Annotated in this window: 22 protein-coding genes and 3 tRNA genes; 10 read left to right on the top strand and 15 right to left on the bottom strand. The window is 57.4% G+C overall.

Going from position 1 to position 24,154, the window contains the following annotated elements:
• Positions 1 to 8 precede the first annotated feature (8 nt).
• Positions 9 to 1,961 (top strand): alkaline phosphatase family protein, encoded by a 1,953-nt coding sequence (locus tag HMPREF2708_RS04835; RefSeq protein ID WP_070832991.1) that lies wholly within the window; start codon positions 9 to 11, stop codon positions 1,959 to 1,961.
• A gap of 13 nt (positions 1,962 to 1,974) precedes the next feature.
• Here HMPREF2708_RS04835 and HMPREF2708_RS04830 read toward each other — a convergent pair whose 3' ends face one another.
• Positions 1,975 to 2,313, bottom strand: coding sequence for a hypothetical protein (locus tag HMPREF2708_RS04830; RefSeq protein WP_070832988.1), 339 nt, complete (start codon positions 2,311 to 2,313; stop codon positions 1,975 to 1,977).
• Positions 2,310 to 2,537: a CopG family transcriptional regulator gene (locus tag HMPREF2708_RS04825; RefSeq protein WP_038627110.1), complete on the bottom strand. Its 228-nt coding sequence runs from the start codon at positions 2,535 to 2,537 to the stop codon at positions 2,310 to 2,312. Before HMPREF2708_RS04825 ends, HMPREF2708_RS04830 begins: the two co-directional genes overlap by 4 nt.
• Before the next feature lie 271 nt (positions 2,538 to 2,808).
• Here HMPREF2708_RS04825 and gyrA point away from each other — a divergent pair, with 271 nt between their 5' ends.
• The 4 genes from gyrA (at position 2,809) to HMPREF2708_RS04805 (ending at position 6,043) form a co-directional block, all read left to right on the top strand.
• Positions 2,809 to 5,325 (top strand): DNA gyrase subunit A, encoded by a 2,517-nt coding sequence (gene gyrA, locus HMPREF2708_RS04820; RefSeq protein ID WP_246821932.1) that lies wholly within the window; start codon positions 2,809 to 2,811, stop codon positions 5,323 to 5,325.
• A 4-nt stretch (positions 5,326 to 5,329) separates the two neighbouring features.
• Positions 5,330 to 5,662, top strand: a complete 333-nt coding sequence (locus tag HMPREF2708_RS04815; protein WP_070832981.1) for a DUF3566 domain-containing protein — start codon at positions 5,330 to 5,332, stop codon at positions 5,660 to 5,662.
• 203 nt (positions 5,663 to 5,865) lie between these two features.
• Positions 5,866 to 5,939 (top strand) — tRNA-Ile (locus tag HMPREF2708_RS04810).
• Between the two features lie 31 nt (positions 5,940 to 5,970).
• Positions 5,971 to 6,043: transfer RNA gene (locus HMPREF2708_RS04805), tRNA-Ala, on the top strand.
• Positions 6,044 to 6,149: 106 nt separating this feature from the next.
• On the opposite strand, the gene HMPREF2708_RS04800 is transcribed toward HMPREF2708_RS04805, so the two are convergent.
• From HMPREF2708_RS04800 to HMPREF2708_RS04790, 3 genes are read right to left on the bottom strand one after another with little or no spacing between them, the layout of a single operon-like run.
• Entirely contained in the window at positions 6,150 to 6,944 is a 795-nt protein-coding gene (locus HMPREF2708_RS04800; RefSeq protein ID WP_070832975.1) for an ABC transporter ATP-binding protein, read from the bottom strand.
• 3 nt (positions 6,945 to 6,947) lie between these two features.
• Complete coding sequence (locus HMPREF2708_RS04795; protein WP_070833125.1) at positions 6,948 to 7,967, bottom strand: taurine ABC transporter substrate-binding protein; 1,020 nt, start codon at positions 7,965 to 7,967, stop codon at positions 6,948 to 6,950.
• Between the two features lie 8 nt (positions 7,968 to 7,975).
• A complete protein-coding gene (locus HMPREF2708_RS04790) occupies positions 7,976 to 8,890 on the bottom strand; it encodes an ABC transporter permease (protein WP_070832973.1) in 915 nt (304 codons plus the stop codon).
• A gap of 96 nt (positions 8,891 to 8,986) precedes the next feature.
• On the opposite strand from HMPREF2708_RS04790, the gene HMPREF2708_RS04785 reads away from it, so the two are divergent.
• On the top strand, positions 8,987 to 9,211 hold the full coding sequence (locus HMPREF2708_RS04785) for a PLDc N-terminal domain-containing protein (RefSeq protein WP_070832971.1): 225 nt from the start codon (positions 8,987 to 8,989) through the stop codon (positions 9,209 to 9,211).
• 115 nt (positions 9,212 to 9,326) lie between these two features.
• On the opposite strand, the gene HMPREF2708_RS04780 is transcribed toward HMPREF2708_RS04785, so the two are convergent.
• Positions 9,327 to 10,199, bottom strand: coding sequence for a hypothetical protein (locus tag HMPREF2708_RS04780; RefSeq protein WP_070832969.1), 873 nt, complete (start codon positions 10,197 to 10,199; stop codon positions 9,327 to 9,329).
• 304 nt (positions 10,200 to 10,503) lie between these two features.
• Here HMPREF2708_RS04780 and HMPREF2708_RS04775 point away from each other — a divergent pair, with 304 nt between their 5' ends.
• Positions 10,504 to 11,040 carry a peptidylprolyl isomerase gene (locus tag HMPREF2708_RS04775; RefSeq protein WP_369707163.1) on the top strand — a complete coding sequence of 179 codons (537 nt, stop codon included), beginning with the start codon at positions 10,504 to 10,506 and terminating at the stop codon, positions 11,038 to 11,040.
• A 696-nt stretch (positions 11,041 to 11,736) separates the two neighbouring features.
• Here the strand turns inward: HMPREF2708_RS04775 and crgA are convergent.
• Positions 11,737 to 12,006 (bottom strand): cell division protein CrgA, encoded by a 270-nt coding sequence (gene crgA / locus HMPREF2708_RS04770; protein ID WP_005511903.1) that lies wholly within the window; start codon positions 12,004 to 12,006, stop codon positions 11,737 to 11,739.
• 135 nt (positions 12,007 to 12,141) lie between these two features.
• Between crgA and HMPREF2708_RS04765 the strand changes: the two genes are divergently transcribed.
• The gene (locus HMPREF2708_RS04765) at positions 12,142 to 12,813 is read left to right on the top strand and encodes an aminodeoxychorismate/anthranilate synthase component II (RefSeq protein ID WP_070832966.1); all 672 of its coding nucleotides are present in this window, start codon (positions 12,142 to 12,144) and stop codon (positions 12,811 to 12,813) included.
• A gap of 3 nt (positions 12,814 to 12,816) precedes the next feature.
• On the opposite strand, the gene pknB is transcribed toward HMPREF2708_RS04765, so the two are convergent.
• From pknB to HMPREF2708_RS04730, 7 genes are all read right to left on the bottom strand, one after another.
• On the bottom strand, positions 12,817 to 14,877 hold the full coding sequence (pknB, locus tag HMPREF2708_RS04760; RefSeq protein WP_070832964.1) for a Stk1 family PASTA domain-containing Ser/Thr kinase: 2,061 nt from the start codon (positions 14,875 to 14,877) through the stop codon (positions 12,817 to 12,819).
• Between the two features lie 53 nt (positions 14,878 to 14,930).
• On the bottom strand, positions 14,931 to 16,415 hold the full coding sequence (locus tag HMPREF2708_RS04755; RefSeq protein ID WP_070832961.1) for a serine/threonine-protein kinase: 1,485 nt from the start codon (positions 16,413 to 16,415) through the stop codon (positions 14,931 to 14,933).
• A gap of 2 nt (positions 16,416 to 16,417) precedes the next feature.
• The gene (locus HMPREF2708_RS04750; RefSeq protein WP_070832959.1) at positions 16,418 to 17,854 is read right to left on the bottom strand and encodes a penicillin-binding transpeptidase domain-containing protein; all 1,437 of its coding nucleotides are present in this window, start codon (positions 17,852 to 17,854) and stop codon (positions 16,418 to 16,420) included.
• Positions 17,855 to 17,857: 3 nt separating this feature from the next.
• A complete protein-coding gene (locus HMPREF2708_RS04745) occupies positions 17,858 to 19,216 on the bottom strand; it encodes an FtsW/RodA/SpoVE family cell cycle protein (RefSeq protein ID WP_070832956.1) in 1,359 nt (452 codons plus the stop codon).
• Positions 19,213 to 20,568, bottom strand: a complete 1,356-nt coding sequence (locus HMPREF2708_RS04740) for a PP2C family protein-serine/threonine phosphatase (protein WP_070832953.1) — start codon at positions 20,566 to 20,568, stop codon at positions 19,213 to 19,215. The genes HMPREF2708_RS04745 and HMPREF2708_RS04740 overlap by 4 nt, the downstream gene beginning before the upstream one ends.
• Positions 20,565 to 21,026, bottom strand: a complete 462-nt coding sequence (locus tag HMPREF2708_RS04735) for an FHA domain-containing protein FhaB/FipA (protein ID WP_005511899.1) — start codon at positions 21,024 to 21,026, stop codon at positions 20,565 to 20,567. The genes HMPREF2708_RS04740 and HMPREF2708_RS04735 overlap by 4 nt, the downstream gene beginning before the upstream one ends.
• Before the next feature lie 148 nt (positions 21,027 to 21,174).
• Positions 21,175 to 22,083 (bottom strand): DUF3662 and FHA domain-containing protein, encoded by a 909-nt coding sequence (locus HMPREF2708_RS04730; protein WP_070832951.1) that lies wholly within the window; start codon positions 22,081 to 22,083, stop codon positions 21,175 to 21,177.
• 297 nt (positions 22,084 to 22,380) lie between these two features.
• Between HMPREF2708_RS04730 and HMPREF2708_RS04725 the strand changes: the two genes are divergently transcribed.
• Positions 22,381 to 22,464, top strand: a tRNA-Leu gene (locus tag HMPREF2708_RS04725).
• A gap of 652 nt (positions 22,465 to 23,116) precedes the next feature.
• Positions 23,117 to 23,932 (top strand): hypothetical protein, encoded by an 816-nt coding sequence (locus HMPREF2708_RS04720; protein ID WP_070832948.1) that lies wholly within the window; start codon positions 23,117 to 23,119, stop codon positions 23,930 to 23,932.
• Positions 23,933 to 23,970: 38 nt separating this feature from the next.
• On the opposite strand, the gene HMPREF2708_RS11365 is transcribed toward HMPREF2708_RS04720, so the two are convergent.
• Entirely contained in the window at positions 23,971 to 24,093 is a 123-nt protein-coding gene (locus tag HMPREF2708_RS11365; RefSeq protein WP_255468945.1) for a hypothetical protein, read from the bottom strand.
• Between the last annotated feature and the right edge of the window lie 61 nt (positions 24,094 to 24,154).

The following is a 24,154-nucleotide window of genomic DNA, read 5'->3' as shown; positions in this document are numbered from 1 at the left end:
AGATGCCTATGGCAACTTCACCTAAAAATATATCTGAGTTTTCCCGTCGGCACTTCCTGCAGACCGCCGCAGGAGTCGGTGCCGTCACCGCTGCGAGCACGCTGCTGCCACCATCACTGCGCCACGCGCTCGCGCAGCCCCGACCGGCTGGCTCTCTTGACCAGATTGAGCATGTCGTCGTGTTAATGCAGGAAAACCGCTCTTTTGATCACTACTTCGGCACGCTCCGAGGTGTGCGAGGGTACAACGACAATTCCGCTTTGCCGGGCGTTTTCAACCAGGGTGGGGTCAGTCCATATCTAATCCGCAACGCCGCTAATCGCGGTGATCTCTCGGTGGAGTACATTGCGAGTCTGCCGCACGGTTGGGAAGACGGGCAGGTTGCACTAAACGGCGGCCGTTGTAACGGCTGGATCGAGGCCAAGGGCAAGGGCACGATGGCCTGCTATGACCGCCAGGACATTGCGTTCCAATTCGCTCTCGCAGAGACTTTCACCATCTGCGATGGTTACTTTTCCTCGATGCCCACGTCGACAAGCCCGAACCGCAACTACCTATTTTCGGGCGATACCCGAAAGGAACCGTGGGGGACTGGAGCGGTGGGCAATGCCGCATACTTGCCGACGCACTCGGGGTACACGTGGCGCACGTTTGCCGAGGATCTCTCGGCGGCCGGGGTGCCGTGGCGTGTTTACCAGGAGTGGGATAACTACACGGACAACAATTTGGATTTCTTTGCCGCGTTTCGAAATATTGGCCGCAAGGTCATTCGTGAGGCCGGGCTGCCGGGACTCGATTTAACCGGTTTTTATGAGCTGCTTACTGCACTCGGCGATGGCATACCGCCGACTGAGGAGCAACAGGAGATGGTCGATCGCCTGAATACCGCTGTGGAGAAGCTGCCTGACGCGGAACGGGATCTCTATGATCGCGCGCTGCACCGCCGCCAGCCGGGCACGCTAGCCGACGCTTTCCGACGAGATGTTGAATCCGGGCAGCTGCCAAAGGTGTCCTGGATTGTGCCTTCGGCCGCGGAAAGTGAGCATCCGGGAGCGTCCTCGCCAATTCAGTCCGCGAATATCACCTATCGTCTGTTGGATGCGTTGGCCTCCAATCCGGAAGTGTGGGCCAAGACAGTTTTCCTGATTAACTTTGACGAGTTTGATGGTTACTTCGACCATGTGGTCCCGCCGCTGCCGCCGAAGAATGAGCCGGGGGAGTGGTACCTGGGCAAGCCGAAGGGGCTCGGTTTCCGCGTCCCGATGACTGTCATTTCACCGTGGTCGGTGGGTGGTCTGGTTTCTTCGGAGGTCTTCGATCACACCTCGGTGATTCGCTTCTTGGAGCAGGTCACTGGCGTGAACTGTGGAAATATCACCGATTGGCGTCGTCGGATATGTGGTGATTTGGTATCCACACTGGACTTCACGGCATCGGCGGGAATGCAGCTTCCGGAGCAGCCGGGACCAGCGCCGGAGTTTGTGAAGCGCTGGAAGGCGGAGCCGGCGGGTGACTATCCGGTGCAGGAGTCCGAGCAGGCGACCGCGCTGCCAACACCGTACCGGCTTCACGCCTACCTTAAAGACGGCAACCTTGTGCTGGTCAACGACGGTTCCCGCGAGGCTGTTTTCGCTGTCTACAGTGGTAACAAGGTAGAGCACCACACCGTGCTCGGCACGTTAGAGCTGCGAGTCGGACTTCTAGACCGCGAACTTACCGTGTGCGGTCCGGACCGCTTCCTGCGTGTATTCAGCAAGGCGGCGAAGGAGTTGCCGGAGGTCACTTTGAAGCACGCGGCGGGACGTGTTCTCGTCGGAGGGCAGGACCGAACGGCTGATTATGTCCGCGATGGCTGGTACGAGGTCGAGCTGACTGAAGGTGAGGCTACGGCGTATTACACGGGTCGACTGGAGTCCGGCAATCGCATTCCGACGAGCCCGTTCGCCCGAAAAATCGACTAGGTCGCGTCTCTGGCTAGATGCCGCTTTTGACCAGTTTCCACGTCTCTGCGAATGACACTTCTTCGCCATTGGTGGTGAGGAGTATGTGCGCAAGTAGTGCGCCCAGCGCGGTGTTTCCAAGACTCAGTGGTTTCACGTGAAACGTTGCGTAAGCGACCGCTTGTGCAGACGCAGAAACCGTGGGAAAGCTACGGTGACCAGCAATGACACCTGAGCTGGCGGCAGCAATGGCGCTGATTGCCCATGGTCGCACAAGCGTAGCGTCAGCCAATTCCGGCACTTTGGCCGCCAGTTCGTCGGTAGCCGCCAGGATTGCGGCCTCGCTGAGAGGCTGAACTTGGGGCGTACTCATTCCTCTGCTCCCCGGGGGCTCGGGGAGCTCAACTTTCGCAGCAGCGCCATGTCGGTATCAATCACGCTTGCCGTAATTTCCCGGGCCTGACCTTGTTGAAGGGCTCTCGCGGCGGCGGATTCAATGGCGCGGATGACGGCCTCATGTTTGGATACGCCCTCCATTTGCGCCAGCAGTGCCAGGGCGGTGTCCTGTTCTTTCGTGAGCCTTAAGGTCATCGCCATCGCGCACTTGCTCCTTGCTGCCTAGCCGCGCTTCCTAACTGCGCTGGTTTGTTTCCGCTATCAGGCTTAAAAACCAAGTATTTGATACCACAATGGTATCGAAAAGTTGCACACGGCGTCGTAAAGCGGGCTCTAAAGCCCTGTAGAATGGATGCGAACCTCTTTTAAGTAAAGGAAGCAGTCATTGAGCGACGATAACAACAACGACGGCTCATCCTTCGGAAGTGGAGTATTGGGCCACCAGGTTCGCCCGATCGACATCAATGAAGAGATGCAGTCGAGCTATATCGACTACGCCATGAGCGTGATTGTGGGCCGTGCGCTGCCGGAGATTCGTGATGGTCTCAAGCCGGTGCACCGCCGCATTCTCTACGCCATGTTCGACAACGGCTACCGCCCGGAGCGCGGCTATGTGAAGTCCGCAAAGCCGGTTTCGGACACGATGGGTAACTACCACCCGCACGGCGACATCGCTATTTACGACACCATGGTGCGCATGGCGCAGCCGTGGTCCATGCGCTATCCGCTTGTCGACGGTCAGGGTAACTTCGGCTCCCGCGGTGACGACGGCCCCGCAGCTATGCGTTATACGGAGGCCCGTCTGACGCCGTTGGCCATGGAAATGGTGCGCGATATTCGCGAAAACACCGTCGATTTCCAGCCGAACTATGACGGTCGTACGACAGAGCCTGTTATTCTGCCGTCGCGTGTCCCGCAGCTGTTGATGAACGGCTCCGGCGGTATTGCCGTCGGTATGGCTACCAACATCCCACCGCACAACCTTCGTGAGGTTGCGGATGCCATTAACTGGTGCCTGGACAACCCGGATGCGGATGAAAAGACCACGCTGGATGCGGTCATGGAACGCATCAAGGGGCCGGATTTCCCAACTGCCGCCCAGATTGTCGGAGACAAGGGCATCAAGGAGGCCTACACCACCGGTCGCGGTTCGATCCGCATGCGCGGTGTGACCTCGATTGAGCAGGAGGGCACTCGTCAGTCGATTGTCATCACTGAGCTGCCGTACCAGGTCAACCCGGACCGCATGATTGCCAACATCGCAGATCAGGTCAAGGACGGGCGTCTGCAGGGCATTGCCTCGATTGATGACGAATCCGACCTGAAGTGGGGCATGCGTATCGTCGTCAAGCTCAAGCGCGACGCCGTACCGCGTGTGGTGCTGAACAACCTGTACAAGCACTCCCAGCTGCAGACCAGCTTCGGTGCGAACATGCTCGCCATCGTCGACGGTGTACCGCGTACGCTGCGCATTGACCAGATGGTGACGCTGTACGTCGCCCACCAGATTGAGGTCATTGTCCGACGGACCCAGTACCGCCTGGACGAGAAGGAAAAGCGTGCCCATATCCTGCGTGGTCTGGTCAAGGCCCTGGATATGTTGGACGAGGTCATCGCCCTGATTCGTCGGTCCGCCACGGTCGATACCGCACGCACGGGCCTGATGGGGCTGCTCGACATCGACGAGATTCAGGCTGACGCCATCCTGGCGATGCAGCTGCGTCGTCTGGCTGCTCTGGAGCGCCAGAAGATTATCGACGAGTTGGCTGAGATCGAGCTCGAGATCGCCGACCTGAAGGACATCCTGGCTAACCCGGATCGTCAGCGCGCCATCGTCAAGGAAGAGCTGACCGAGGTCGTGGAGAAGTACGGCGACGACCGTCGTACCCAGATCGTGGCCGCTGAAGGCGACGTCACCGAAGAGGACCTCATCGCCCGCGAAAACGTGGTTGTGACCATTACCTCCACGGGCTACGCCAAGCGCACTAAGGTCGATGCCTACAAGGCACAGCGCCGTGGTGGCAAGGGTGTACGCGGCGCGGATCTGAAGCAGGACGACATTGTCCGCCACTTCTTCGTCTGCTCCACGCACGACTGGATTCTGTTCTTCACCAACAAGGGTCGCGTCTACCGTCTCAAGGCCTACGAACTGCCGGAGGCCACTCGCGCCGCCCGCGGTCAGCATGTCGCCAATCTGCTGGAGTTCCAGCCGGAGGAGCGCATCGCCGAGGTACTGCAGATTCAGAGCTACCAGGACAGCCCGTACCTGGTGTTGGCCACCAGCGAGGGCAAGGTCAAGAAGTCCCGCCTGGAGGACTACGAGTCCGCTCGCTCCGCTGGCCTGATTGCCATCAACCTGCGCGAAGGCGACTCCCTCATCGGTGCTCGTCTGTGCTCTGCTGACGATGACCTGCTGCTCGTCTCTGAGCGTGGCCAGGCCATCCGCTTTACGGCTTCCGACGACGCGCTGCGCCCGATGGGCCGCGCCACCGCCGGTGTCCAGGGCATGCGTTTCAAGGGCGACGACAAGCTGCTCAGCATGGTCGTGGTCGAGGAAGAGCACAACCTGCTGGTCGCCACGACCGGCGGCTTCGGCAAGAAGACCAAGCTCAGCGAGTACACCCCGCAGAACCGCGGCGGTATGGGCGTGCTGACGCTCAAGTACGACCCGAAGCGTGGACCGCTGATGGGTGCCCTGGTGGTCGACAACGACGACGAAATCTTCGCTGTCACCTCCGCCGGCGACATCATCCGCACCAACGTCAACGAGATTCGCGCCACCTCGCGTGCCACCAAGGGCGTGCGTCTGGTCAACCTCGCTGACGGCGTGGAACTGCTGGCTATCGACCGCAACGTTGAGGATGAGGGGGAGGAGACCGCTTCCAAGGTCTCTGAGGCCGGAACCCTGGACGTAGTCCCGAAGCGCACCGGCGCCACTAAGAGCACCGGTGCCGCCGAATCCGGTGACTCGGAGGCGGAGAAGGAGTAAGCGCATGGCTGAAACTAACTTGGTAGTCGACAAGGTGAGCCCCTGGTCCGCCATGCGCATTACGGCGGCCACTGGTTTCATTTGCTTCCTCGTCTGGCTTGCCGCGGTTGGCCTGCTCTACCTCTTGCTCTCCGGGATGGGATTGCTCGCTCCGATTAGTGAAATGATTGGCGGGGAGGATTCCATCAGCGCAGGTCTTGTCCTTGGCCTGGCGGCCGCTGTAGGAGCGCTGTGGTGGGTGCTGTCAATTGGGTTCATGGCCCTCGGCGCGGTCATCTACAACGCTTGCGGCGGTCTCGTCGGAGGTCTCAAGATTTCGCTTGCCGACGACAGCTAGGCTGCCTAGCTTCCCGCTGACCCCGGTGTCCCCCCCGTTCGGTGGCGCCGGGGCCGCGTTGGTTCAGAGGTGTTTTCAGCAATCTGGTCGTGGAGTAGCCGTAATAGCTACTTAATGACTGCTTCTTAACTCAATATTTCGACCTCTGACCAGGCGATTTGTGAAGTGTCATGGTTACGGGTTAAGTTATATCTCGTTCCACGGGGCCTATAGCTCAGGCGGTTAGAGCACTTCGCTGATAACGAAGGGGTCGGAGGTTCAAGTCCTCCTAGGCCCACTACCGAACAAGGTATAATTGCTCGGTGTATGGGGCTTTAGCTCAATTGGTAGAGCACCTGCTTTGCAAGCAGGAGGTCAGGGGTTCGATTCCCCTAAGCTCCACAAGGAACAAAATCCCCCGGTCGAAAGGCCGGGGGATTTTTTGTTGTGCGACTTCACTGTGCCGTGGTGCGCCGCGCGCCGTGCGGTGGGCGGTGGGCGGTGGGGCCTAGACGGTGTGGGCGTTGTGAATACCGGCGTTGAGCCGAGATTTAAGTTCAATGAAGTCAGGATTAACAGGGATGTCCCACAACTGCTGCAGCCGATCCTCATTCGTTCCGCTTGTCTCAGAAATGCGCAGCGACCGAGGAGTTTCCACATCGTCGATAATGCGGCCAGGCCGCGCCCCGAGAACGATTACCCTGTGTCCAAGCAGAAGTGCTTCTTCGACCGAGTGCGTGACAAAGACAATGGTGGGGCGATACCTTTGCCAGATGCCCAGCAACTCCGCCTGTAGCTGCTCGCGGGTGAACGGATCGAGTGCGCCGAAAGGTTCATCCATCAGCACGGTTCGTGGGCTCGCAGCGAGCACCCGAGCAATCTGGACACGCTGCTGCATACCGCCGGAAAGCTCGTGTGGATACCGGTCGGCAGATTCGCCAAGGCCCACGATGTCAAGCAAACGCCGGCCTTCATCAGCGTGTTCCTGGCGGCCCGTAAAGGTATTGGACAAGTTGATGTTCTCGGCGACCGTGAGCCAGGGAAATAGCGTCGCATGTTGGAAGACCACGCCACGCTCAATGGCGGGACCGGTAACCGGGGAGCCCGAGTCAATAATTAGCCCAGACGTTGGCTTAAAGAATCCGGCAATGAGCTTGAGAAGAGTCGACTTGCCACAACCAGATGGGCCGACCAGACAAACAATCTGGCCATCGGGAATGATGAGGTCAATATCGCGTAACGCCTGTACGCGTTCGCCCTTATCTGTTTCAAAGACATGGTTTACAGAGTCCAGTTTCAGCATGATTCATCCTTCAGTGGCTTCTTCATAGTGCTTGGGATCGAAGGCCTTGACGTCATCCTGCTCCTGGAGGAAGACGGCGGTGTTGTACAGCGCTTTGGCGGCCTTCTTCAGCTCTTCTTGCTGCTCAGAACTGTCAACTACGTGGACAGCTTCGAGTTGCTTCTTGGTGTCGTCGAAACTCATCCCCGTCTGTGCTGCATTTGCCGAGATGTAGGGATTCGGATTATTTCTGTACTCAGATGCCGCCCACTTCGAAAGCCTCAGCCAGACATCCAGAATCTCTGGGTTCTTGTTGGCCCAGGAGCGGTCGACAATCGTGGCGTTAAACGTCGGTGCACCGTGTTTGCCAAGCACCCCGGCATCAATGAGAGTCGTACCCGTGCGCTGCAGCTCCGCCAGAGTGGGATTCCAAACGAAGGCTGCCTCGACCTCGTTCGACTTCCAGGCGGCAGGCAGCTTGTCGGGTGAGATATTGACAATCTCCACGTCGTGTTTCGGGTCGAGACCGGCCTGTTTTAAAGCATTGAGCAATGCGTAGTGGGACGTCGAGGAAAATGGTGTCGCAATCTTCTTGCCTTTGAGTTCCTGGATTGTCTTCGCATGCTTGGCCACTAGGGCTTCTGATTCCTGGTTGAGCACATTGATCAGCGGTACCTTCACGTCTAGGTTCAGCGGTGCGCTCAAGGCCTTGGCGGCGGGTGTCGAGCCGACGAAACCGATATCAGCCGACCCGGCAGCAAATCCTTGAACAATGTCTTGCCCAGCGGGGAATCGAGTCCAGGTGATATTCGCATTAGGGAGGCAGGCCTCCAGCAGACCTTCGTTGTGAATAAACAGGTCATTGCCGGGGACGATTTGATAGCCCAGGCGCACGCTGCCGGCGACGTCCGAAGGCGCAAAGGGGCACTGCGCTGCGTCGTTACGCTCGTATGCACTCGCGGGCTTGCCGACGCATCCCGTCGTCGCGGAGGCGGCCGTCAACGTCACTACCACTGCGGTAAGTGATTTCTTTATCTTATTCATTGTGTTCATCACTGCTTTCCGCGCCAGGGAGCCAAGCGTCGTTCGGCGAATAGGAGAATTTGGTCGAGGAGGACGGCGGTAATGCCGATGAGAATCATGGCGGCAATGGTGAGGGCGGTTTCCAACTGTGTGCCGGAAACATAGGCCACGCCGCCGATACCTGGGATGCCGTCGTTCATCTCGGCAGCAACGATGCAGGCCCAGGACATTCCGTTGGCCAGGCGTACTCCGTTGATGAGTTCAGGCAGTGTGCCGGGAGCAATGACACGCCGAAACACCTGCAAATTGCTTGCTCCGAGGGTTCTTGCGGCGCGTTCCCAGTCCTGTGGAATACCGATAATTCCGGAGAGTGTGGCGATAGTGATGATGGGGAACGTGGCCAGGAAAAGCAGAACGACTTTGGAGACATCACCGATGCCGAACCACACGATGAGCAGGCCGATGTAGCCCAGCGGCGGTAGTGAGCGGAGGAAACTGATGTAAGGTTCGACAACCGCGCGCACGGAACGGCTGCGGGCAAGCGCCAGACCTACAAGGATGCCGGCCACAATTCCGCAGGTCAGGCCCACGGCAATGCGCTCGAGTGTCGCAAGCAGGTGCTGCCAGAGAAAGAAACCTTGTACACCACATTGCAGTGACCCGGAAGGCGGAGTGGTGGGGACGCAACGGTTTCCGTCGATAAGCTCCTTGACTACTGCACTCGGGCTGGGGAGGATGACGGGATCGATGCCGCCAAAACGGGCAATTACCCACCAGATTCCAAGGAGACCTGTGAAAACGGAGACTTGGAGCGTGCGTAATCTGAGTCGGCTGTTGACGCGGTGGCTGCTTGGTGAAGGCTGTGGGGGAGAGTCGGTATTTGCGGGTGGATTTGCAGCCACATTCGGCGTAGCTGTTTCGAGAGTTTGTGTTGAAGTGGTCATGACGCAAAGTAGACCATGCTGTCTAGTTTTGTGTCGATGATTCAGTTCGTGATGAATATTATTGAATGCTGAAGACGGTTGTTGGAAGGTGTAACAGTGGAAATTCCGGCTTACTACGATTTAATATGGACGCTTTTTCCCATTGTTTATCTTGGACTTTTGGGGATTGTTGTCTTCTTTGAGGTGCGTCGGGAAAGTGGCACTAGCCGAATAATTGCCTGGTCACTTGTACAGCTACTGTTCCCTATCATCGGTTTTGTTATCTGGGCAGTGTTCTTCTTCAGCGAAAAAGACATGGTAGTAAAGGCCAAGGAAATTTAAAGAATTAAGCTGGCACGATAGCTGAGAAGCCGAGAAAAGATTTACACAGCAAAACGCCCGATTGCCTCCCCGCTTCACTGCGAGGAAACAATCGGGCGTTAATGCGCTAGAGCTTTTACTTCTTGCGAGCCTGGCCCGGCTTCGGAGCCGGCTTGGACGGCTTGGAAGAGATCTTCTTAGCGTCCTCAGCGTTCTTCTTCTCGGTCTTGACCTCGTCGACCTTAATCTGAGCCTGCTTGGAAGCCTCTGCGGCCTTGTCCTCAGTAGTCTTCTTGGCCTCAGCAGCCTTGTCCTTGGCCTCGTCGGCCTTGTCAACTGCCTTGTCCTTTACCTCGGAAGCCTTCTCCTCAACGGTCTCCTTGACCTCTGCGGCCTTTTCTTCGACCTTGTGCTTAACTTCCTGGGCCTTCTGCTGGTACGGAGCCGGGTCGACCGGGAGCTTGTCGTCCTTGCGTAGCTTCCAGACGATGACGCCGACGATTGCTGCAACAACAGCGAAGACCAGGGAAGCGGTTGCGATGCGGCCGTTCTTGGCGCGCTGCTCTTCCTTACCGGTTACCTTGTCGATAGCCTTCTGGGTACGCACCTCGAGGTCCTTGCGAGCCTTCTTGGCCTTCTTTTCCGCCTTCTTAGCTTCGCAGCGAGCCTTGCAACGGGTCTTCTTGCCCTTGCGCTTCGCGCCCTTCTCGGCCTGCTTCGCAGCCTTCCTAGCCTGCTTCTTGGTCTCCTTGGACTTCTTCTCAACCTTGCCGGTCAGTTCTTCAGCCTGCTCAGCGAGCTGATTGCGAGCGTCGGAAACCTTTTCCTTAACATCTTCTGCCCAATCGGATGCCGCGTCCTTTGCGGCCTCGTTCTGTGCAGCTGCCACCTTCTTAGCCTCCTGCATCGTGTCGTAGAGCTCTGCAGCCTTCTTGTCCCGGTAATCCGAGTAGCTGTCGTAAGCGGACTTCAGTCCCTTGACAGCCAGCGAGATTGCGTTGGGGTTCATGACTCTCCTTAATTAGTGCGTCGCCAACAGGCATCGCCTTTAATTCTCAATCAATGATTAATACTGCTGCAGCGCCAGTGCCTCTGAGACCAAGATGCTTCTAAGTCCAAGAGCTAGGGCCCAGTTAGGCCTAGCACCAAAATATTTGCAGCAGGCTCACATTCCAGCTTAGGCACTATTTGGCCTCCATGGGGGGCAACGAAGAACTCTTTTCCTTACCTTGAGAAACATTTTCGCTGGTTTCTGCCACGGAGAAACTCACCAGTAGGAGCAATTGGCCACCAAGGTCGGTATCCTAAGGAACGTGACTATTAAGACTGCTACTGCAACTGTGCACACCAACCATGGCGATATCGTGATTGACCTGTTCGGCAACCACGCGCCGAACACTGTCGACAACTTCATCGGCCTGGCAGAGGGCACGAAGGAGTACAAGGGTCAGAACGCCTCTGGCACCGAGTCCGGCCCGTTCTACGATGAGGCCATTTTCCACCGCATCATCGCCGGATTCATGATTCAGGGTGGTGACCCGCTGGGCACCGGTACCGGCGGCCCGGGCTACATGTTCGACGATGAGATCCACCCGGAGCTCCAGTTCGATCGTCCGTACCTGCTCGCTATGGCAAACGCCGGTAAGCGTGGCGGTCGTGGCACCAACGGTTCCCAGTTCTTCATCACCGTGGTTCCGACCCCGCACCTCAATGGCGCTCACACCATCTTCGGTGAGGTCGCTGATGACGCCTCGAAGAAGGTTGTCGACGAGATCGCTCGTGTGGCCACCGATCATTGGGATCGCCCGCTGGAGCCGGTTGTGATTACCTCAATCGACATCGAGAAGTAATCCGCTAGCTTCTACGCTCTTTGACCCGCCCGGTTGTTCCGGGCGGGTTTTTTCATGCCCATTTTCGCTTTACGACGGCCCGTAGCTTCAATGTTGTGTTTAGGGGCAGCGGGGGTAGTAGCAAATTGGGTTGATTCTCCACATGTCCACAGCCCTGTGGACAAAATGCTCCACTGTTCACCTAGGTGAAGACCGGCCAAGAAGCACGTTACGGGTCCCAATTTTCACAAATTACAAGAATCCACAGTTGTCCACAGACTTGTGCACATGTGTGGATAATTCCATTCTTGTAATTTACGAACCGGCGTTCGAAAGTGGTCGAATCCCGCAGAGTATTGGAACTACACACAAGTTGACTTGCAACTATGTTACTTGTTCACAGAGTTATCCACAGGCTGTGGATACTGTGGACACAGGAGATAGACCCAAAGTTGTTATGCTTTACGGTTTCTGTCACGTAACCCGTGAGAAATTTGGGATGAAATCTCTCCACAGTTATCCACAAATTACATGATTGTTACACAGGTTTCTGTGGATAACTTTTTTACGCGATCCGCAGGGGAGAAATCGTTATTGATCGAAAAATGTGTGGGAAACGGGTGTGGCTGCGGGGGTGAATTGACCTGCGTTTTTAGGCATGAAAAAGGGCGCATCCAAAAGTGGATGCGCCCGAGGGTGGGGGAGAATTAGAGCTGACTAACGCCACCCCATAGTCATCAGCAGACCAACAATGAAAAGACCAAAGCCGATGACGTAGTTCCATGCGTTCAAAGTCACCATGAACGGAATATGCGGACCCGCGATGTAGTTGACCAGCAGCCAGCCCAAACCGATCAGCATGAATCCGAACATCAGCACCTTGTACCACACCGGTGTCTGAGTGCTATTGATTTTGACCGGGGTGCGGCTGACGGAGGAGCCACCGGATTGTGGTGAATTAGTGCTTTCAATCTTTGCCTTAGGCATAGCGCTTTAAACTCCTTAGGTTGTGGTCAGCAGGTTGCGATCAGCGCGGTATCTACACTCCCGCGGTATATGCATAATTGTAAACTTTGCATCCGAACTTACCAGTGAAGTTCGCAGGCAGTAGAATTCCCAGTTATGCAGATTCTCGTCGTCGATAACTATGACAGCTTCGTATTCAATCTGGTCCAGTACATAGGCCAGCTCGGCGAAACGGTGACTGTCTGGCGCAATGATGATGCGCGTCTCCGCGATGTTGACGACGTCGTAAAGCAATTTGATGCAATCCTACTGTCGCCCGGTCCCGGTGAGCCGTCCAATGCTGGATGGACAGAGGACATTATTCGCGCGGTGAGCAGGCAGGACGAGCCGACACCGGTGTTGGGTGTGTGCTTGGGTCACCAGGCGATTGGTGAGGTTTTTGGTGCGCAGGTCGTGCGTGCCGACGAGCTGTTGCACGGCAAGACCTCCCCGGTCACTCACGACGGCACGGGTGTTCTGGCCGATGTGCCCAGTCCTTTTATTGCCACGCGCTACCACTCGTTGACGGTGGATCCGAAGACGCTGCCGGAGGAACTCATTGCCACGGCATTCACCGATTCGGGCATGCTGATGGCGATGCGCCACCGCGCCCTGCCGATTCACGGCGTGCAGTACCACCCGGAGTCGGTACTCACCCAGTACGGGCACCGCATGCTGGTCAATTGGCTGCACCTGGCCGGCGGCGAGTACACCGAAGAACTCCTGTCGGAGTTGGAAGAGCAGCAGGCCGTGTACCAGCGCGCCTTCTCAGACGTGCTGGCACACTAGCCGCTAGTTAGGCAGCAAATCCGGTAGCCTCACGGGAGGCTCCGGAGCAGGCTCCTCCTCGGAACTCTCCGGCGCAACCCCCAGCCGGTAGACACGCAGGGTGACCTCGCCGTCCTTGTTGAGCTTGGAGCCGGCTGACGGTTCGGCCTTCTCCACGTGGTCGACCTTGGACAGATCCAGCGTGGTGACTTCCTCGGTGCGGATAGTTCCCTCGAAGCCGGCATCGGTGAGCGCCTTCTCCGCATCGCTGAGAGTCTGGCCCTCAACCCGTGGCATCTTAATTTGGTTACCGCGCGAAACGTGCAGCTCGACAGTCGTTCCGACAGTGAGCTCCGTACCCTTCTGGGGAACCTCAACGACGGTTCCCTGCTTCTCGGTAGAGTCAACCTCCACCACCTCGACAACGAAACCAGCGGATTCGAGGGTCGTGCGGGCGGAATCCAAAGTCTGACCAGTGACATCCGGAACAGTCTTGGTCTCGATACCGGAGGAGACAGTCAAGGTTACGCGGGTTCCCTTCGATACCTGAGAACCGGCCGCTGGAGACTGCTCGATAACATTGCCGCGCGGAACGTCCTCATTCGGTTCCTCTTGCAGCTTTGGATTGACGACAAGCCCCGCCTCCTCGAGCAGGCGGCGAGCTTCCTCGGCCTGTTTGTCACGCACATCCGGCACATTGGTCAGCTCAGGGCCGGAGGATACGCGCAGCTTGATGCGCGATCCTTCCGGCAACCCCGAGCCGACACCCGGTTCTGTGGCGATTACCGTATCTCGCGGAACATCTGGGTTCGGCTCATCGACGCGGTTGACTACAAAACCAGCCTGCTCGAGAACCTGCGTTGCCTCATTGACATTTAGACCCTCGACCTGCGGAATGGCAACGGTCTCGACCTCGGTGGACGAGTTGAAGAGCTGGTAGGCGCCGTAGCCGACACCGCCGAGAGCGACCAGTGCAGCAGCCACTAGCGCGACAGTCTTTCCTGCGCCGCCCTTCTTTTTCTCAGGCTCGTCAGTGTTAGCGATCTGAGCAGGGGCTTCCGGCTGGGCAGCTGCTTTCTCCGGTTCCGGCGTCGGTGCAGGAGCAGGGACAGGCGCCGGAGTTGCCTGCTGTGCAGGGGTCACCCGAGTCTCAGCATCCGACGAAGCTGCCGGAAGGAATTCGGTGGTCTTCGCGTCGTCGTCATGCGCGCCGTGGTGCGCCAGCGCCAACGGATCCTCGCCGCGTGCAAGACGACGCAAATCCTGTGCGAAGTCCTCTGCGGTGTCGTAGCGCTCCATCGGATCCTTGGCCATCGCGGTCAACAGCACCGCGTCGAGGGCCTGAGCCGTGTTCGGGTCGGTGTTGAGCTTCTCCGAAGGTCGCGGCGGCTGATCCTGAACATGCTGGTAAGCGACAGAAAGTGGAGTTTCTCCGGTGAACGGCGGGGCGCCCGTGATGGCCTCGAAAAGCACGCAGCCGACAGCGTAAATATCAGAACGGGCATCGGCGGTCTTACCGCGCGCCTGCTCCGGCGAGAGGTACTGCGCGGTACCCAACACCGCCGCCGTCTGCGTCATCGCGGTGGAATCACCGAGCGCGCGAGCGATGCCGAAGTCCATCACCTTCACCTTGCCGGTGTTGGTCAGCATGATGTTCGCCGGCTTGATGTCACGGTGAATGATGCCGGCATGGTGGGATGCCGTCAGTGCGTCACACACCGATGCCATGATCGACGCGGCTTTCTTCGGGTCGAGCCGACCCTCACGACGAACAAGGTCACGCAGCGTCTCACCCTGAATCAGCTCCATGACAATGAAAGGCACGCGCCCCATCGGGCTATCCGTCTCGCCAGTGTCGTAAACCGACACGATAGACGGGTGATTCAGTAGCGCTGAGTTTTTCGCTTCACGACGGAACCTTGCGAGGAAGTTCTCATCCCTGGCAAGGTCGGCCCTCATCATCTTGACCGCGACAGAGCGACCGAGAACAGTATCTTCAGCGCGGTAAACATCGGACATGCCGCCAACGCCAATGAGCTCGCCGAGCCGATAACGGCCGGAGAGGAGATCGTCATTGCCAGACATTGTTCGTCAGTCCCTTCGGAAGGATTTCCACCAAAACATCTTGTACCTGAATATTACTGTGCATCTGGAGTCCCCAAGGTATTACCGGACCCATTTTCCGGGGGCAGTTGAATACCGGGCAGACCACCGCCAGTGGAGTCGTCGCTATTGTCGTTGCCCGAATCCTGAGTCGGTTCGGAAGTATCCGGGGCGGTCTCGCTGGTGTCCTGTTCAGTGGAGCTGTCAGAAGCACCGTCATTGTTGCCACCGTAGTTTTCACCAGAGTTGTCGCCGTAGCTGCCACCGTCGTTATTTCCCCAGTTACCGGAATTGTCGTCCGACCAACCGTAACCGGAACCGTTGTTGGAGTCAGGGTTTTCTTCTGTGGTTTGCTGCTGTGACTGGTTCGGAATGTACTGCTCCAAGTTTGGAATGGTTGGCAGTGAACCGGTTGTCGACAGCGAATAGACAACAGCGATAGCACCGGCCAGCAACACTAGCAGCACCAACAGCACAATGCTGCCGCAGCCACAACCGCAGCCGCTGCGCTTCTTTGCCGGCTTTCGCTGCCGAGTGGGTTGCTGCTGTGGCCGCTGTGGCTGCTGCTGTGGTTGCGACACCGGCATGGGCGGTCGCGTCATGGCACCGAGTTCGGTGGTCGCCGGGTTGGCAGCGTTGGATTGACGGTGCACCGTTGGGGTCACACCACGCGGCTGCGGTGGGCGGTGCCCCGCGCGCACTCGCAAAACAGCCTGTGCCAGCTCGCGGCCATCGGCATAGCGACGCTGCGGATTCTTGCGCAGCATAATGCCGATAAGTTCGCGGATATGCGGATTGACCGTCGGCGCCAACGCAGGCGGTGCCTCGTTGATGTGTGCCACGGCAACCGCGACGGTGGAGTCGCCCTGGAAGGGGCGGGCGCCGGCCACCATTTCGTAGGCGACACAGCCAAGCGAGTAAATGTCAGTCGCCGGACTCACCTGTTTGCCCTGCGCCTGCTCCGGCGAGACATACTGTGCGGTACCGACGACCATGCCGGTACGCGTCAGAGGCACCGCTTCGGCGGCCTTGGCAATGCCAAAGTCGGTAATCTTCACGGTGCCCTCCGGCGTCACCAGCAGGTTGCCCGGCTTAATGTCGCGGTGGACAAGGTTCGCAGCGTGAATTGCCGACAGGCCGTGCGCAGTCTGCTCCAGCACGTCGAGCATCAGGTGCTCTGGCAGGGTGCGACGTCGCTGCAGCACCTGCGACAGAGATTCGCCACGGATGTACTCCATGACGATGTAACACGCGCCGTGGCTGCCGATATCGCCTTCCTCGTACGTGACAATCTTCACCACGTTTGGGCTGTTGACGCTGCGTGCAGCAGCGGCTTCGTTCTGGAAGCGCTGTCGGAACTCGTAGTTGTCCGAGTACTCCTGATTCAGAAGTTTGATCGCAACTAGTTCGCCGCTGGTGGCGTCGTCGGCAAGCCAGACGGTGGACATACCGCCACGGCCGAGCAGACGGCGTACGTGATAGCGGTTGCCGACGATGTCTTGAACTTGGTGGGCATCCATACTTATCCACCTGCCTGTTCGACCGCGTTAATGAGCGCGCGGCCAATCGGGGCAGCAACGGAGGCACCGGTAGCGCCCTGGCCTTGGCCGCCACCGTTTTCTACGACGACAGCCACGGCGACATCGGAGTTCGGAGCGAAGGCGATGTACCAAACGTGCGGTGCGTACTCGCCGCGGACAGCACCGTGTTCCGCGGTACCGGTCTTGGAGGCGATACGCGAACCGTTACCGCCCGAATGTGACTCGGAACCGCGCATCAGCTCAGTTACGGTTTCTGCGATCTCCGGCGAAATCGCCTCGCCGGCTTCAATCGGCTTGAAGGACTTGATCTCGGAGAGGTCGGCACCGCGCACCGATTTGATGATCTGGGGTTCCATGCGCACGCCACCGTTGGCAATCGTGGCGGCGATGATGGCGTTGTCCAGTGGCGTAAAGGACACGTCGCGCTGACCAATGGAGGTTTGCCCCAGCGAGGACTGATCCGGAATCTCACCGACGGTGGAGGGCTGAATCGGCAGGCCCGCGTCGTCGTGGGTCTCACCGATGCCGAATCGCTTGGCGACGTCCTTGAGTGCATCGGCCCCGTACTGCATACCGAGCTCCGCGAACGCCGTATTACAGGACTGTGCGAAAGCCTGGCGGAGAGTCGTAGTAGCCCCGCCACAGGTCGAGCCACCGTAGTTTTCCAACGTAGTGGTGGTATCCGGCAGCGTAATCTGCGGTGCGCCAGTGACTGAGGTGTCCGGGGAGGCGCCTTGCTCCAGTGCCGTGACCGTGGTCAACACCTTGAAAGTGGAACCCGGCGGCAGCGGACGCTGAGTGGCGTGGTTGAGCAGCGGTGCGCCCTCATTGTTATTGAGGGACTGCCAGGTACTCTCGTCGCCGGCCGCGATGTTATTTGGGTTGAACGACGGTGTGGAGGCCATCGCGAGAATTTCACCCGTCGATGGGCGAATGGCGACGGCGGAGCCGACGTAGCCGCGTTCAGCGAGTTGTTGGTACGCAGTCCGCTGAGCGTTCGGCAACAGCGTCAACTCTGCGGAAGCTCCAGAAGGTTCCTTGCCCGTGACCATGTCGAGGGCGCGGGAGGTAAACAGCGAAGGGTCGCTGCCGTTCAAGATCTCGTTTTGGGAGCGTTCGATACCGGCGGAGCCGTAGATGTCCGACAGGTATCCGACCACCGCGGCATATGCCTCCGGGTCGGTGTCGTAGCTGCGGTCATAGAAGCCGTTATCGCCCTTGACCGAGTGGGCCAGAATGTCGCCGTCAGTGGTGATTTGGCCGCGAGGTTTGGACTTTTCCTCCAGGAACTGGCGGCTATTCAGCGGATTGTGGGCGTACTTATCCTCCTGGAAGCCCTGGATGTAGGTCAGGTTCGCCAGTAGAAGAACGAAGAGTCCGAGAACGACAACAAAGATTTGGCGAATGGTCTTATTCATCTACTAGTTCACCCCCTGAGATGCGTTGGCATTGTCGTTGAGGCCCGAAGGGTTGCTTGGAATGCCCCAGGGGCGGTTGGCCTCGTCAGAGACGCGCAGCACGATGGCCAACATGATGTAGCTGGCCAGCAGTGAGGAACCACCGGCTGACATGAACGGTGTAGTCAGACCGGTTAGTGGCATCAGCTTGGAAACACCGGCTGCAACCACGAACAGCTGAATGGCCATCGAGAATGCGATGCCGGCCGCCAGCAGCTTGCCGAAGGAATCACGTACCGCCAAGCTCGCCGAAATACCGCGCGAAATCAGAATCGCGAACAGCAGGATGATGGCACTCAGACCGGTAAAACCGAGCTCCTCGCCAAAGGCGGAGAGGATGAAGTCAGAGTGTGCCACCGGAATGTTCTGTGGGTAGCCCTGGCCCAGACCGGTGCCACCGATGCCACCCCAGCTCATGCCGAACAGCCCCTGGGAGAGCTGGTAGCCACCCTCGTCGTAGGAGCCCAACGGATCCAGGAAATGCGTGACTCGCGCCTGAATCTTGTCCGAAACCATGTAGACACCGACAACACCGATGGTCACCAGCCCCATGCCGATGATGAGCCAGGAACCACGACCGGTGGCAGCGTAGAGCATTGCCAGCACAGTGCCGAAGAGCACCAGCGCCGGACCAAAGTCATTCTGCAGAGCCATGATGACAGTAGCGATGCCCCAGATCAGCAGAATCGGGCCCAGATCGCGAACACGCGGGAAATCAATGCCCAGGAAACGCTTACCCGCCACATTGAACAGCGAGCGCTTATTCACCAGCAGCTGTGCGAAGAAGATCAGCAACATGACCTTGGCAAACTCACCAGGCTGCATGGAAAACGGGCCGATGGAAATCCAGATGCGGGCATCAGCATTAATCGACGACGGCCACACCAGCGGTAGCGCCAACAGAATCAAGCCGCCGAGACCCAGCAGATACGAGTACTGCGACAGTGAGTGATGGTTGCGCAGCAGGACGATCACGCCGATAAACAGTGCGACACTGAGTACGGTCCACATGATCTGGTTGCGCACTAACGAGGTGTCATTGGCCAGGTCGAGGCGGTGGATCATCACCAACCCCAAGGCGTTGAGAGTGGCTGCAACCGGCAGCATCACTTGATCGGCGTTGGGTGCCACAAAGGTCAGCGCGATATGCGCCACTGCAAAGATCACAAAGAATCCGCCAATGATGTAAAAGACATCGGCGGTCAGCGAGTTGCCCTGAGCCAGTTCCAGCGAAATAAGTGCCAAAAGCAACAATCCTGCCGACAGCAGCAGCAGGAGCATTTCCTTCATCCGAAGCTGTCGCTTCGCGGTAGTTTCACTCATTTTCGCACCTGCCTACAGTTGACTCCTGGCTTCGAACCCAGCTTTTCATCCTTCTTGTCGGCGGAAGTTGCATCCTTGTCGTCGTCGGACACGGACAGACATACCGGCAGTGCCGACTCCGCCAAACGGCCAATCTGGTCGCTGACACCGTCGTAGGAATCAGCCGGCAGACCTTCCAGCGAATTGCGTGCCGCCGGCGAGAGATCTTCCGGCGTCATGATGTGGCAGTTGACCTTCTCCTTCGGCGTCCCAGCCGGAGGAAGCTGAACCTCGTTGTCATCGGTCAAACAGATGAACTGATGTGGCTCTTGCAGATCGAAGCCCAGCAAACTACCGGGCACGCCGTGCATCAGCTGCACCTGCCCGTCGACCACCGCGAGATGGTACATCGACTCCTTCTTCTGCCAGCCCCAAATACCAAGGCCGACCAAACCGGCCACCAGCACCAGCACCACAGAAACAACTAGCCACTTGCCCTTGGAAGCCTTCTTCTCCGGCGCCGAAGTCACTGCAATTTCCTGTGACTTCCGCGGGCGGAGTGCCGCCGCGCGACCCGCTGCAGTATTGGGGCGGGGGAGTTCCTCCTCCGCACTCTGCAGGGCACCGGCCAGGGCGGGCTCGTAAGGCGTGCGTGCCGACGAATCGACAACATCGGCAACCACCACGGTGATGTTATCCGGACCACCGGACTTCAACGCGTAGTCAATGAGCTTGGTAGCGGCCTCGTCCGGAGTCCCCTCCGAGAGCACATCCTTGATGGTGTCCGCGGACACCGGATCGGACAGGCCATCCGAGCACAGCAGGTAGCGATCGCCCTCGTGGACATCGCGATAAGACAAAGTAGGCTCCACCGGGCGACCGGTGAGAGCCTTCAAAATCAGTGAGCGCTGAGGGTGAATTGCCGCCTCTTCTTCGGTGAGATTGCCCTCGTCCACCAGCGACTGCACATAAGTGTCATCCCGGGTAATGCGGATGAGCTCCCCGTCGCGCAGCAGATAGCCACGCGAGTCACCGACATGGCACATGCCCAGGCGGGTGCCGTCGAAAAGCAGAGCAGTCAGCGTAGTGCCCATGCCTTGCGTAGAGGGGTTCTGCTCAATTTCATCCGCAATGGAGTTATTGCCCTCTATGCAGGCGCTGCGCAGGGACTCGAGCAAATCGGGGCCGGGCTGATCATTGTCCAACCGAGAGACAGCTGCGATCATCAGCTGGGATGCGATTTCTCCGGCGGCGTGGCCACCCATGCCGTCGGCAAGCGCGAGCAGACGCGAACCCGCATAGGCGGAGTCCTCGTTGTTCTGTCGGATGAGGCCGCGGTCAGAGCGGGCCGTGTAATTCAGAGCAAGACTCATGGTTGCAACCTCAAAGTTGTACGGCCAATACGAAATTCCATACCCGAAGCCAGTCGTTCCGGCTGTTCCACGCGCTGACCATTGAGGAATGTGCCATTGCGGGAGTCCAGATCCTCCAGGTACCAGATGCCGTCGCGGTTGATGACGCGAGCGTGCTGGCCCGAGGCGAAATCATCGTTGAGGACGAAGGCATTCGACTCTGAACGGCCAATAGTGATGTCGCGTTGGTTGTTTAGGTTCATGCGCGAACCCGCCAGCGGCCCGGAGGTGACAAGGAGCTGATGTGGAGTCTGCGAGCGCTGGAAACGCTTGGCCGGAGCACTGCTGGTCTGCCGAAGTGGGCGCAGCGGAGCCGAGCCAGTTGTTTCTGTACGCAGGGTGCGAAGCGTCATCCAAATGAAAAACCACAGGACGACCAGCACGCCGATGCGCGAAAGCAGAAAAACGATAGCTTCCACGTCCGAGGAACCTCCTTATGTAGAGCTGGTGGGTCCGCAACCGAACACACGGACGTAATTATTCCAGGAATGTGTCGGCAAACCTAGGGTAGTGGCATTTGAACCTGGTAAACCTCACTACTTAGCGGATTTGAATCAGGGGATTTAACTAGCGAATCTGAACTTCGAGAACAGAATGGCCAAGCGAGATTTCGTCGCCGTCGGCCAGCAGCCAGTTATCAATGGGTTCGCCATTGACAATGGTGCCGTTGGTTGAATGCAAATCGACGAGCACCGCATCCTGGCCATCCCACGTGATCTCGGCATGCTGGCGGGAAACACCAGTATCCGGGAGGCGGAAGTCGGAAGCAGTGCCGCGGCCGATGATGTTCGAACCATGGCGCATCTCGAATACGCGCGAGGAGCCGTCCTGCAACAGCAGGGTGACCGTCTTTTCCTGGGACTGGTCTTCGTCCACGGCCGGGTTGCTCAGCTCAGTTGCCGCTTCCGGGTCGACCGCGGGGATGGGGCGGGAAGCGGTGGGGAACTGCTCAGCTTCTGGCTGTGGGTGGTAGGCGGCAGAGGTCTCTGCGGCTTGAGGTTCATCATCGCTTTGCGACGGGGCTGCGTCAGTGTTGGCATTGTCGGCACTCTCAGCATTGCCGTCGAATGGAACGAACTCCGAAGTGCTTACGGTGTCCTCGGTGAAAGTGCTGGCCGTCTTCAACTGACCGGTGTGGAGCGACTCCACTGCCTGCAGGTGGACGCTGATGGTACCGGTGAAACCCCAGCCGTTGTTACGGCAGTAGCGCGTCATGCGGTCAGCCAATTGATTCGGCAGGTTGGGCTCTGACGCGGAGAGGTTTTTGTAATCGGCGGCGCTGATGCCAATGCGGAAATCATTGGGTGCCAAGTACTGACCGTTGGCGTCCTGCATCAGGAAGTCTTCAATCTCCTGCTTCAGGCATTCTTCTAACTCATTCGGGACAACCTTGCCGCCGAACACGCGCGCAAAGCTGTTGTCGAGCCCGCGCTGAAGCGAGCTATCGAGCTTGCGGATGCGTCCTAGGAAATCCATCTGACTAAAGAAATTCGCCTTCTCCCGCCAAACCGCGGCGGGTTACGTGAAAAATGTGCATAAAAATTATCGATACTTTAGCAACAGTATAGAGCCCTACACCTTCAGTTAAGGGCTAGGAACTGCTGAGGTTTATCAAATAGTGACGACGCTTGTGGGGTAGGTTGCTATTGCTAAGTGCGAAAAAGGCGTCTTAAATGCCGTTGGAAAGTGCTTGAAAAGTGGTGAAAAACGCGCGCTGGCCTGGGGATTTGGTGGTGTATTAGCGCGGGGTGTTATAGTTCTATTCGTTCCCACGGGCGAGTGGCGGAATGGCAGACGCGCTGGCTTCAGGTGCCAGTGTCCTTTACGGACGTGGGGGTTCAAGTCCCCCTTCGCCCACAGCGAAGATCCTCGGAAGTGTAAAAGCTTCCGAGGATTTTTTGTTTGTGGTGGGGGTTGGAGTGGGGCTTGGGTTGAAGCAGGGGCGGATGCTGAGCCGAGGTTGTTAGCTTGTCCTGTAACCCTCCTTTAACCCTGTCCGGCACTTATGGCCAGGTTTCGGGGACTTATCGCTGTATTTCTCTCACTTATCGATGGATTCTCCTGACTTATCGATGGTTTTTCGGCACTTATGCGCACGCTGTAGGCCAGACCCTCTCACTTGTCGATGCGCTATTCACTTGTGGCCACGCTACAGCGCATCGATAGGTGAATAGCGTGGCCACAAGTCGTCGGATGCGTCGGCCAGCTGGTATTGCAACCGGCTCGCGAGAAGGGAAGTATAAATCCCAAAACTGATTTTGTATTGAAAGTGGAAGAAAACTCGAATAGTTTTGAGATGTGCATGAGGGCAGTCGACCCCATCTGCGACATTGGTATAGCGGTGTTCAGTCATGAATTTGGCTCACGGCCATATTTTAACGATCATTTGGTACCTGTTTATATCGTGAAAAATCAACTCAAGAATGTGTAAGAAATATTAAGAGAGAGCTTGCATGGTGAGGAATCTTCTTCCGAGGAAAGTCTGTCCGTTCATAGTCGGAAGGTAAGCATGAAAATTATATTTAGAGCAATTCTGGTTACCGCAATTATTCTTGAAGTAGTTCTTTTCCTTCTTATGAATGTGGTATCTGGTTTGCCGGGTTGGGTATTCCTGTTACCACTTGCCGTTGTAGTTGCGGCTCTTCTCTTACTGTTTGGAGGTATGCGGCAAGACTATCTCAGAAATGGTAGGTCATGGGCTGCTTCGCTGTCCGAGACGTCAAAGATTTTTGGCGTACCTCGAAAAATACTAGCGCTACTTGTTTCGGAAGTTAGCTCACTGATAGCTGCTTTTACATTCTTTAGACCTCAGAAAAATGTCGACAGTGAAGTCAGATCCTTTACTGTGCACAAAAATCTTCGAACTGTTGTTTTTATGGTATTAGCGCTGAGCATTGTAGAAATCGGCATAGTGCATTTTGCTATTTCTAATACATTTTGGCGATATTTCTTGCTGGTAATTAGTGTTTATGCCGTAGTTCTTTTATCTGGATTTTACGTAACTGTTCGGAACCATCCACATCTCATAACACCGCAAGGACTCGTACTGCGAAATGGGCGAAGGCTTATTTGCGAAATTCCATGGTCACACTTACGTCATGCGAGCTCCGTAACGGCAGGTGAAGGAGGGGGCGTAGCAATTGACGAAGACGGCAATCTCAGGGTGCCTGTTTTGAGTGAAGTGAACGTTAGGCTAGAAGTGGATTCGCCAGTCGTGGCAGAAGATCTTTACAAGGGGCTAATGATGGTTTCCTCGATTGAGATATACTGCGACGACAAAGACGCATTCCTCCGTAATCTCGCTGAGGAAAGGAATGCGCATTAAACGCTTGACAGCTTCCAGGTCCGGCAACCAACCCCGACCTATCGCCAGAACTTGGTCATCCCGCGCTTGTCCTCCATGTTGAACTCAATCATCTTGGTTAGCAGGTCCAGCGGCATGGACTCGGCCTTGCCGTCCTTTGGCCAGGGGAAGCGGACCATCATTTTGCCGTAGGAGAGGCCGCGGGCATCGAACTCGTCGGTGAACTTTTCAACACCTGCGCGG

The organism is Corynebacterium sp. HMSC073H12, assembly GCF_001837775.1.
In the GTDB taxonomy this organism is placed as follows: Bacteria; Actinomycetota; Actinomycetes; order Mycobacteriales; family Mycobacteriaceae; genus Corynebacterium; species Corynebacterium amycolatum.
Note: the sequence above shows the minus strand (reverse complement) of the source record. Positions and strands in the feature narration are given on the sequence as shown.

What these genes read in the sequence shown, in the direction of transcription:
- HMPREF2708_RS04835 (WP_070832991.1), top strand. Translation starts at nt 9, where the DNA reads ATGGCAACTTCACCTAAAAATATATCTGAGTTTTCCCGTCGGCACTTC.
- HMPREF2708_RS04830 (WP_070832988.1), bottom strand. Translation starts at nt 2,313, where the DNA reads ATGAGTACGCCCCAAGTTCAGCCTCTCAGCGAGGCCGCAATCCTGGCG.
- HMPREF2708_RS04825 (WP_038627110.1), bottom strand. Translation starts at nt 2,537, where the DNA reads ATGGCGATGACCTTAAGGCTCACGAAAGAACAGGACACCGCCCTGGCA.
- gyrA (WP_246821932.1), top strand. Translation starts at nt 2,809, where the DNA reads ATGCAGTCGAGCTATATCGACTACGCCATGAGCGTGATTGTGGGCCGT.
- HMPREF2708_RS04815 (WP_070832981.1), top strand. Translation starts at nt 5,330, where the DNA reads ATGGCTGAAACTAACTTGGTAGTCGACAAGGTGAGCCCCTGGTCCGCC.
- HMPREF2708_RS04800 (WP_070832975.1), bottom strand. Translation starts at nt 6,944, where the DNA reads ATGCTGAAACTGGACTCTGTAAACCATGTCTTTGAAACAGATAAGGGC.
- HMPREF2708_RS04795 (WP_070833125.1), bottom strand. Translation starts at nt 7,967, where the DNA reads ATGAATAAGATAAAGAAATCACTTACCGCAGTGGTAGTGACGTTGACG.
- HMPREF2708_RS04790 (WP_070832973.1), bottom strand. Translation starts at nt 8,890, where the DNA reads ATGACCACTTCAACACAAACTCTCGAAACAGCTACGCCGAATGTGGCT.
- HMPREF2708_RS04780 (WP_070832969.1), bottom strand. Translation starts at nt 10,199, where the DNA reads ATGAACCCCAACGCAATCTCGCTGGCTGTCAAGGGACTGAAGTCCGCT.
- crgA (WP_005511903.1), bottom strand. Translation starts at nt 12,006, where the DNA reads ATGCCTAAGGCAAAGATTGAAAGCACTAATTCACCACAATCCGGTGGC.
- HMPREF2708_RS04765 (WP_070832966.1), top strand. Translation starts at nt 12,142, where the DNA reads ATGCAGATTCTCGTCGTCGATAACTATGACAGCTTCGTATTCAATCTG.
- pknB (WP_070832964.1), bottom strand. Translation starts at nt 14,877, where the DNA reads ATGTCTGGCAATGACGATCTCCTCTCCGGCCGTTATCGGCTCGGCGAG.
- HMPREF2708_RS04755 (WP_070832961.1), bottom strand. Translation starts at nt 16,415, where the DNA reads ATGGATGCCCACCAAGTTCAAGACATCGTCGGCAACCGCTATCACGTA.
- HMPREF2708_RS04750 (WP_070832959.1), bottom strand. Translation starts at nt 17,854, where the DNA reads ATGAATAAGACCATTCGCCAAATCTTTGTTGTCGTTCTCGGACTCTTC.
- HMPREF2708_RS04745 (WP_070832956.1), bottom strand. Translation starts at nt 19,216, where the DNA reads ATGAGTGAAACTACCGCGAAGCGACAGCTTCGGATGAAGGAAATGCTC.
- HMPREF2708_RS04740 (WP_070832953.1), bottom strand. Translation starts at nt 20,568, where the DNA reads ATGAGTCTTGCTCTGAATTACACGGCCCGCTCTGACCGCGGCCTCATC.
- HMPREF2708_RS04730 (WP_070832951.1), bottom strand. Translation starts at nt 22,083, where the DNA reads ATGGATTTCCTAGGACGCATCCGCAAGCTCGATAGCTCGCTTCAGCGC.
- HMPREF2708_RS04720 (WP_070832948.1), top strand. Translation starts at nt 23,117, where the DNA reads ATGAAAATTATATTTAGAGCAATTCTGGTTACCGCAATTATTCTTGAA.
- HMPREF2708_RS11365 (WP_255468945.1), bottom strand. Translation starts at nt 24,093, where the DNA reads ATGATGGTCCGCTTCCCCTGGCCAAAGGACGGCAAGGCCGAGTCCATG.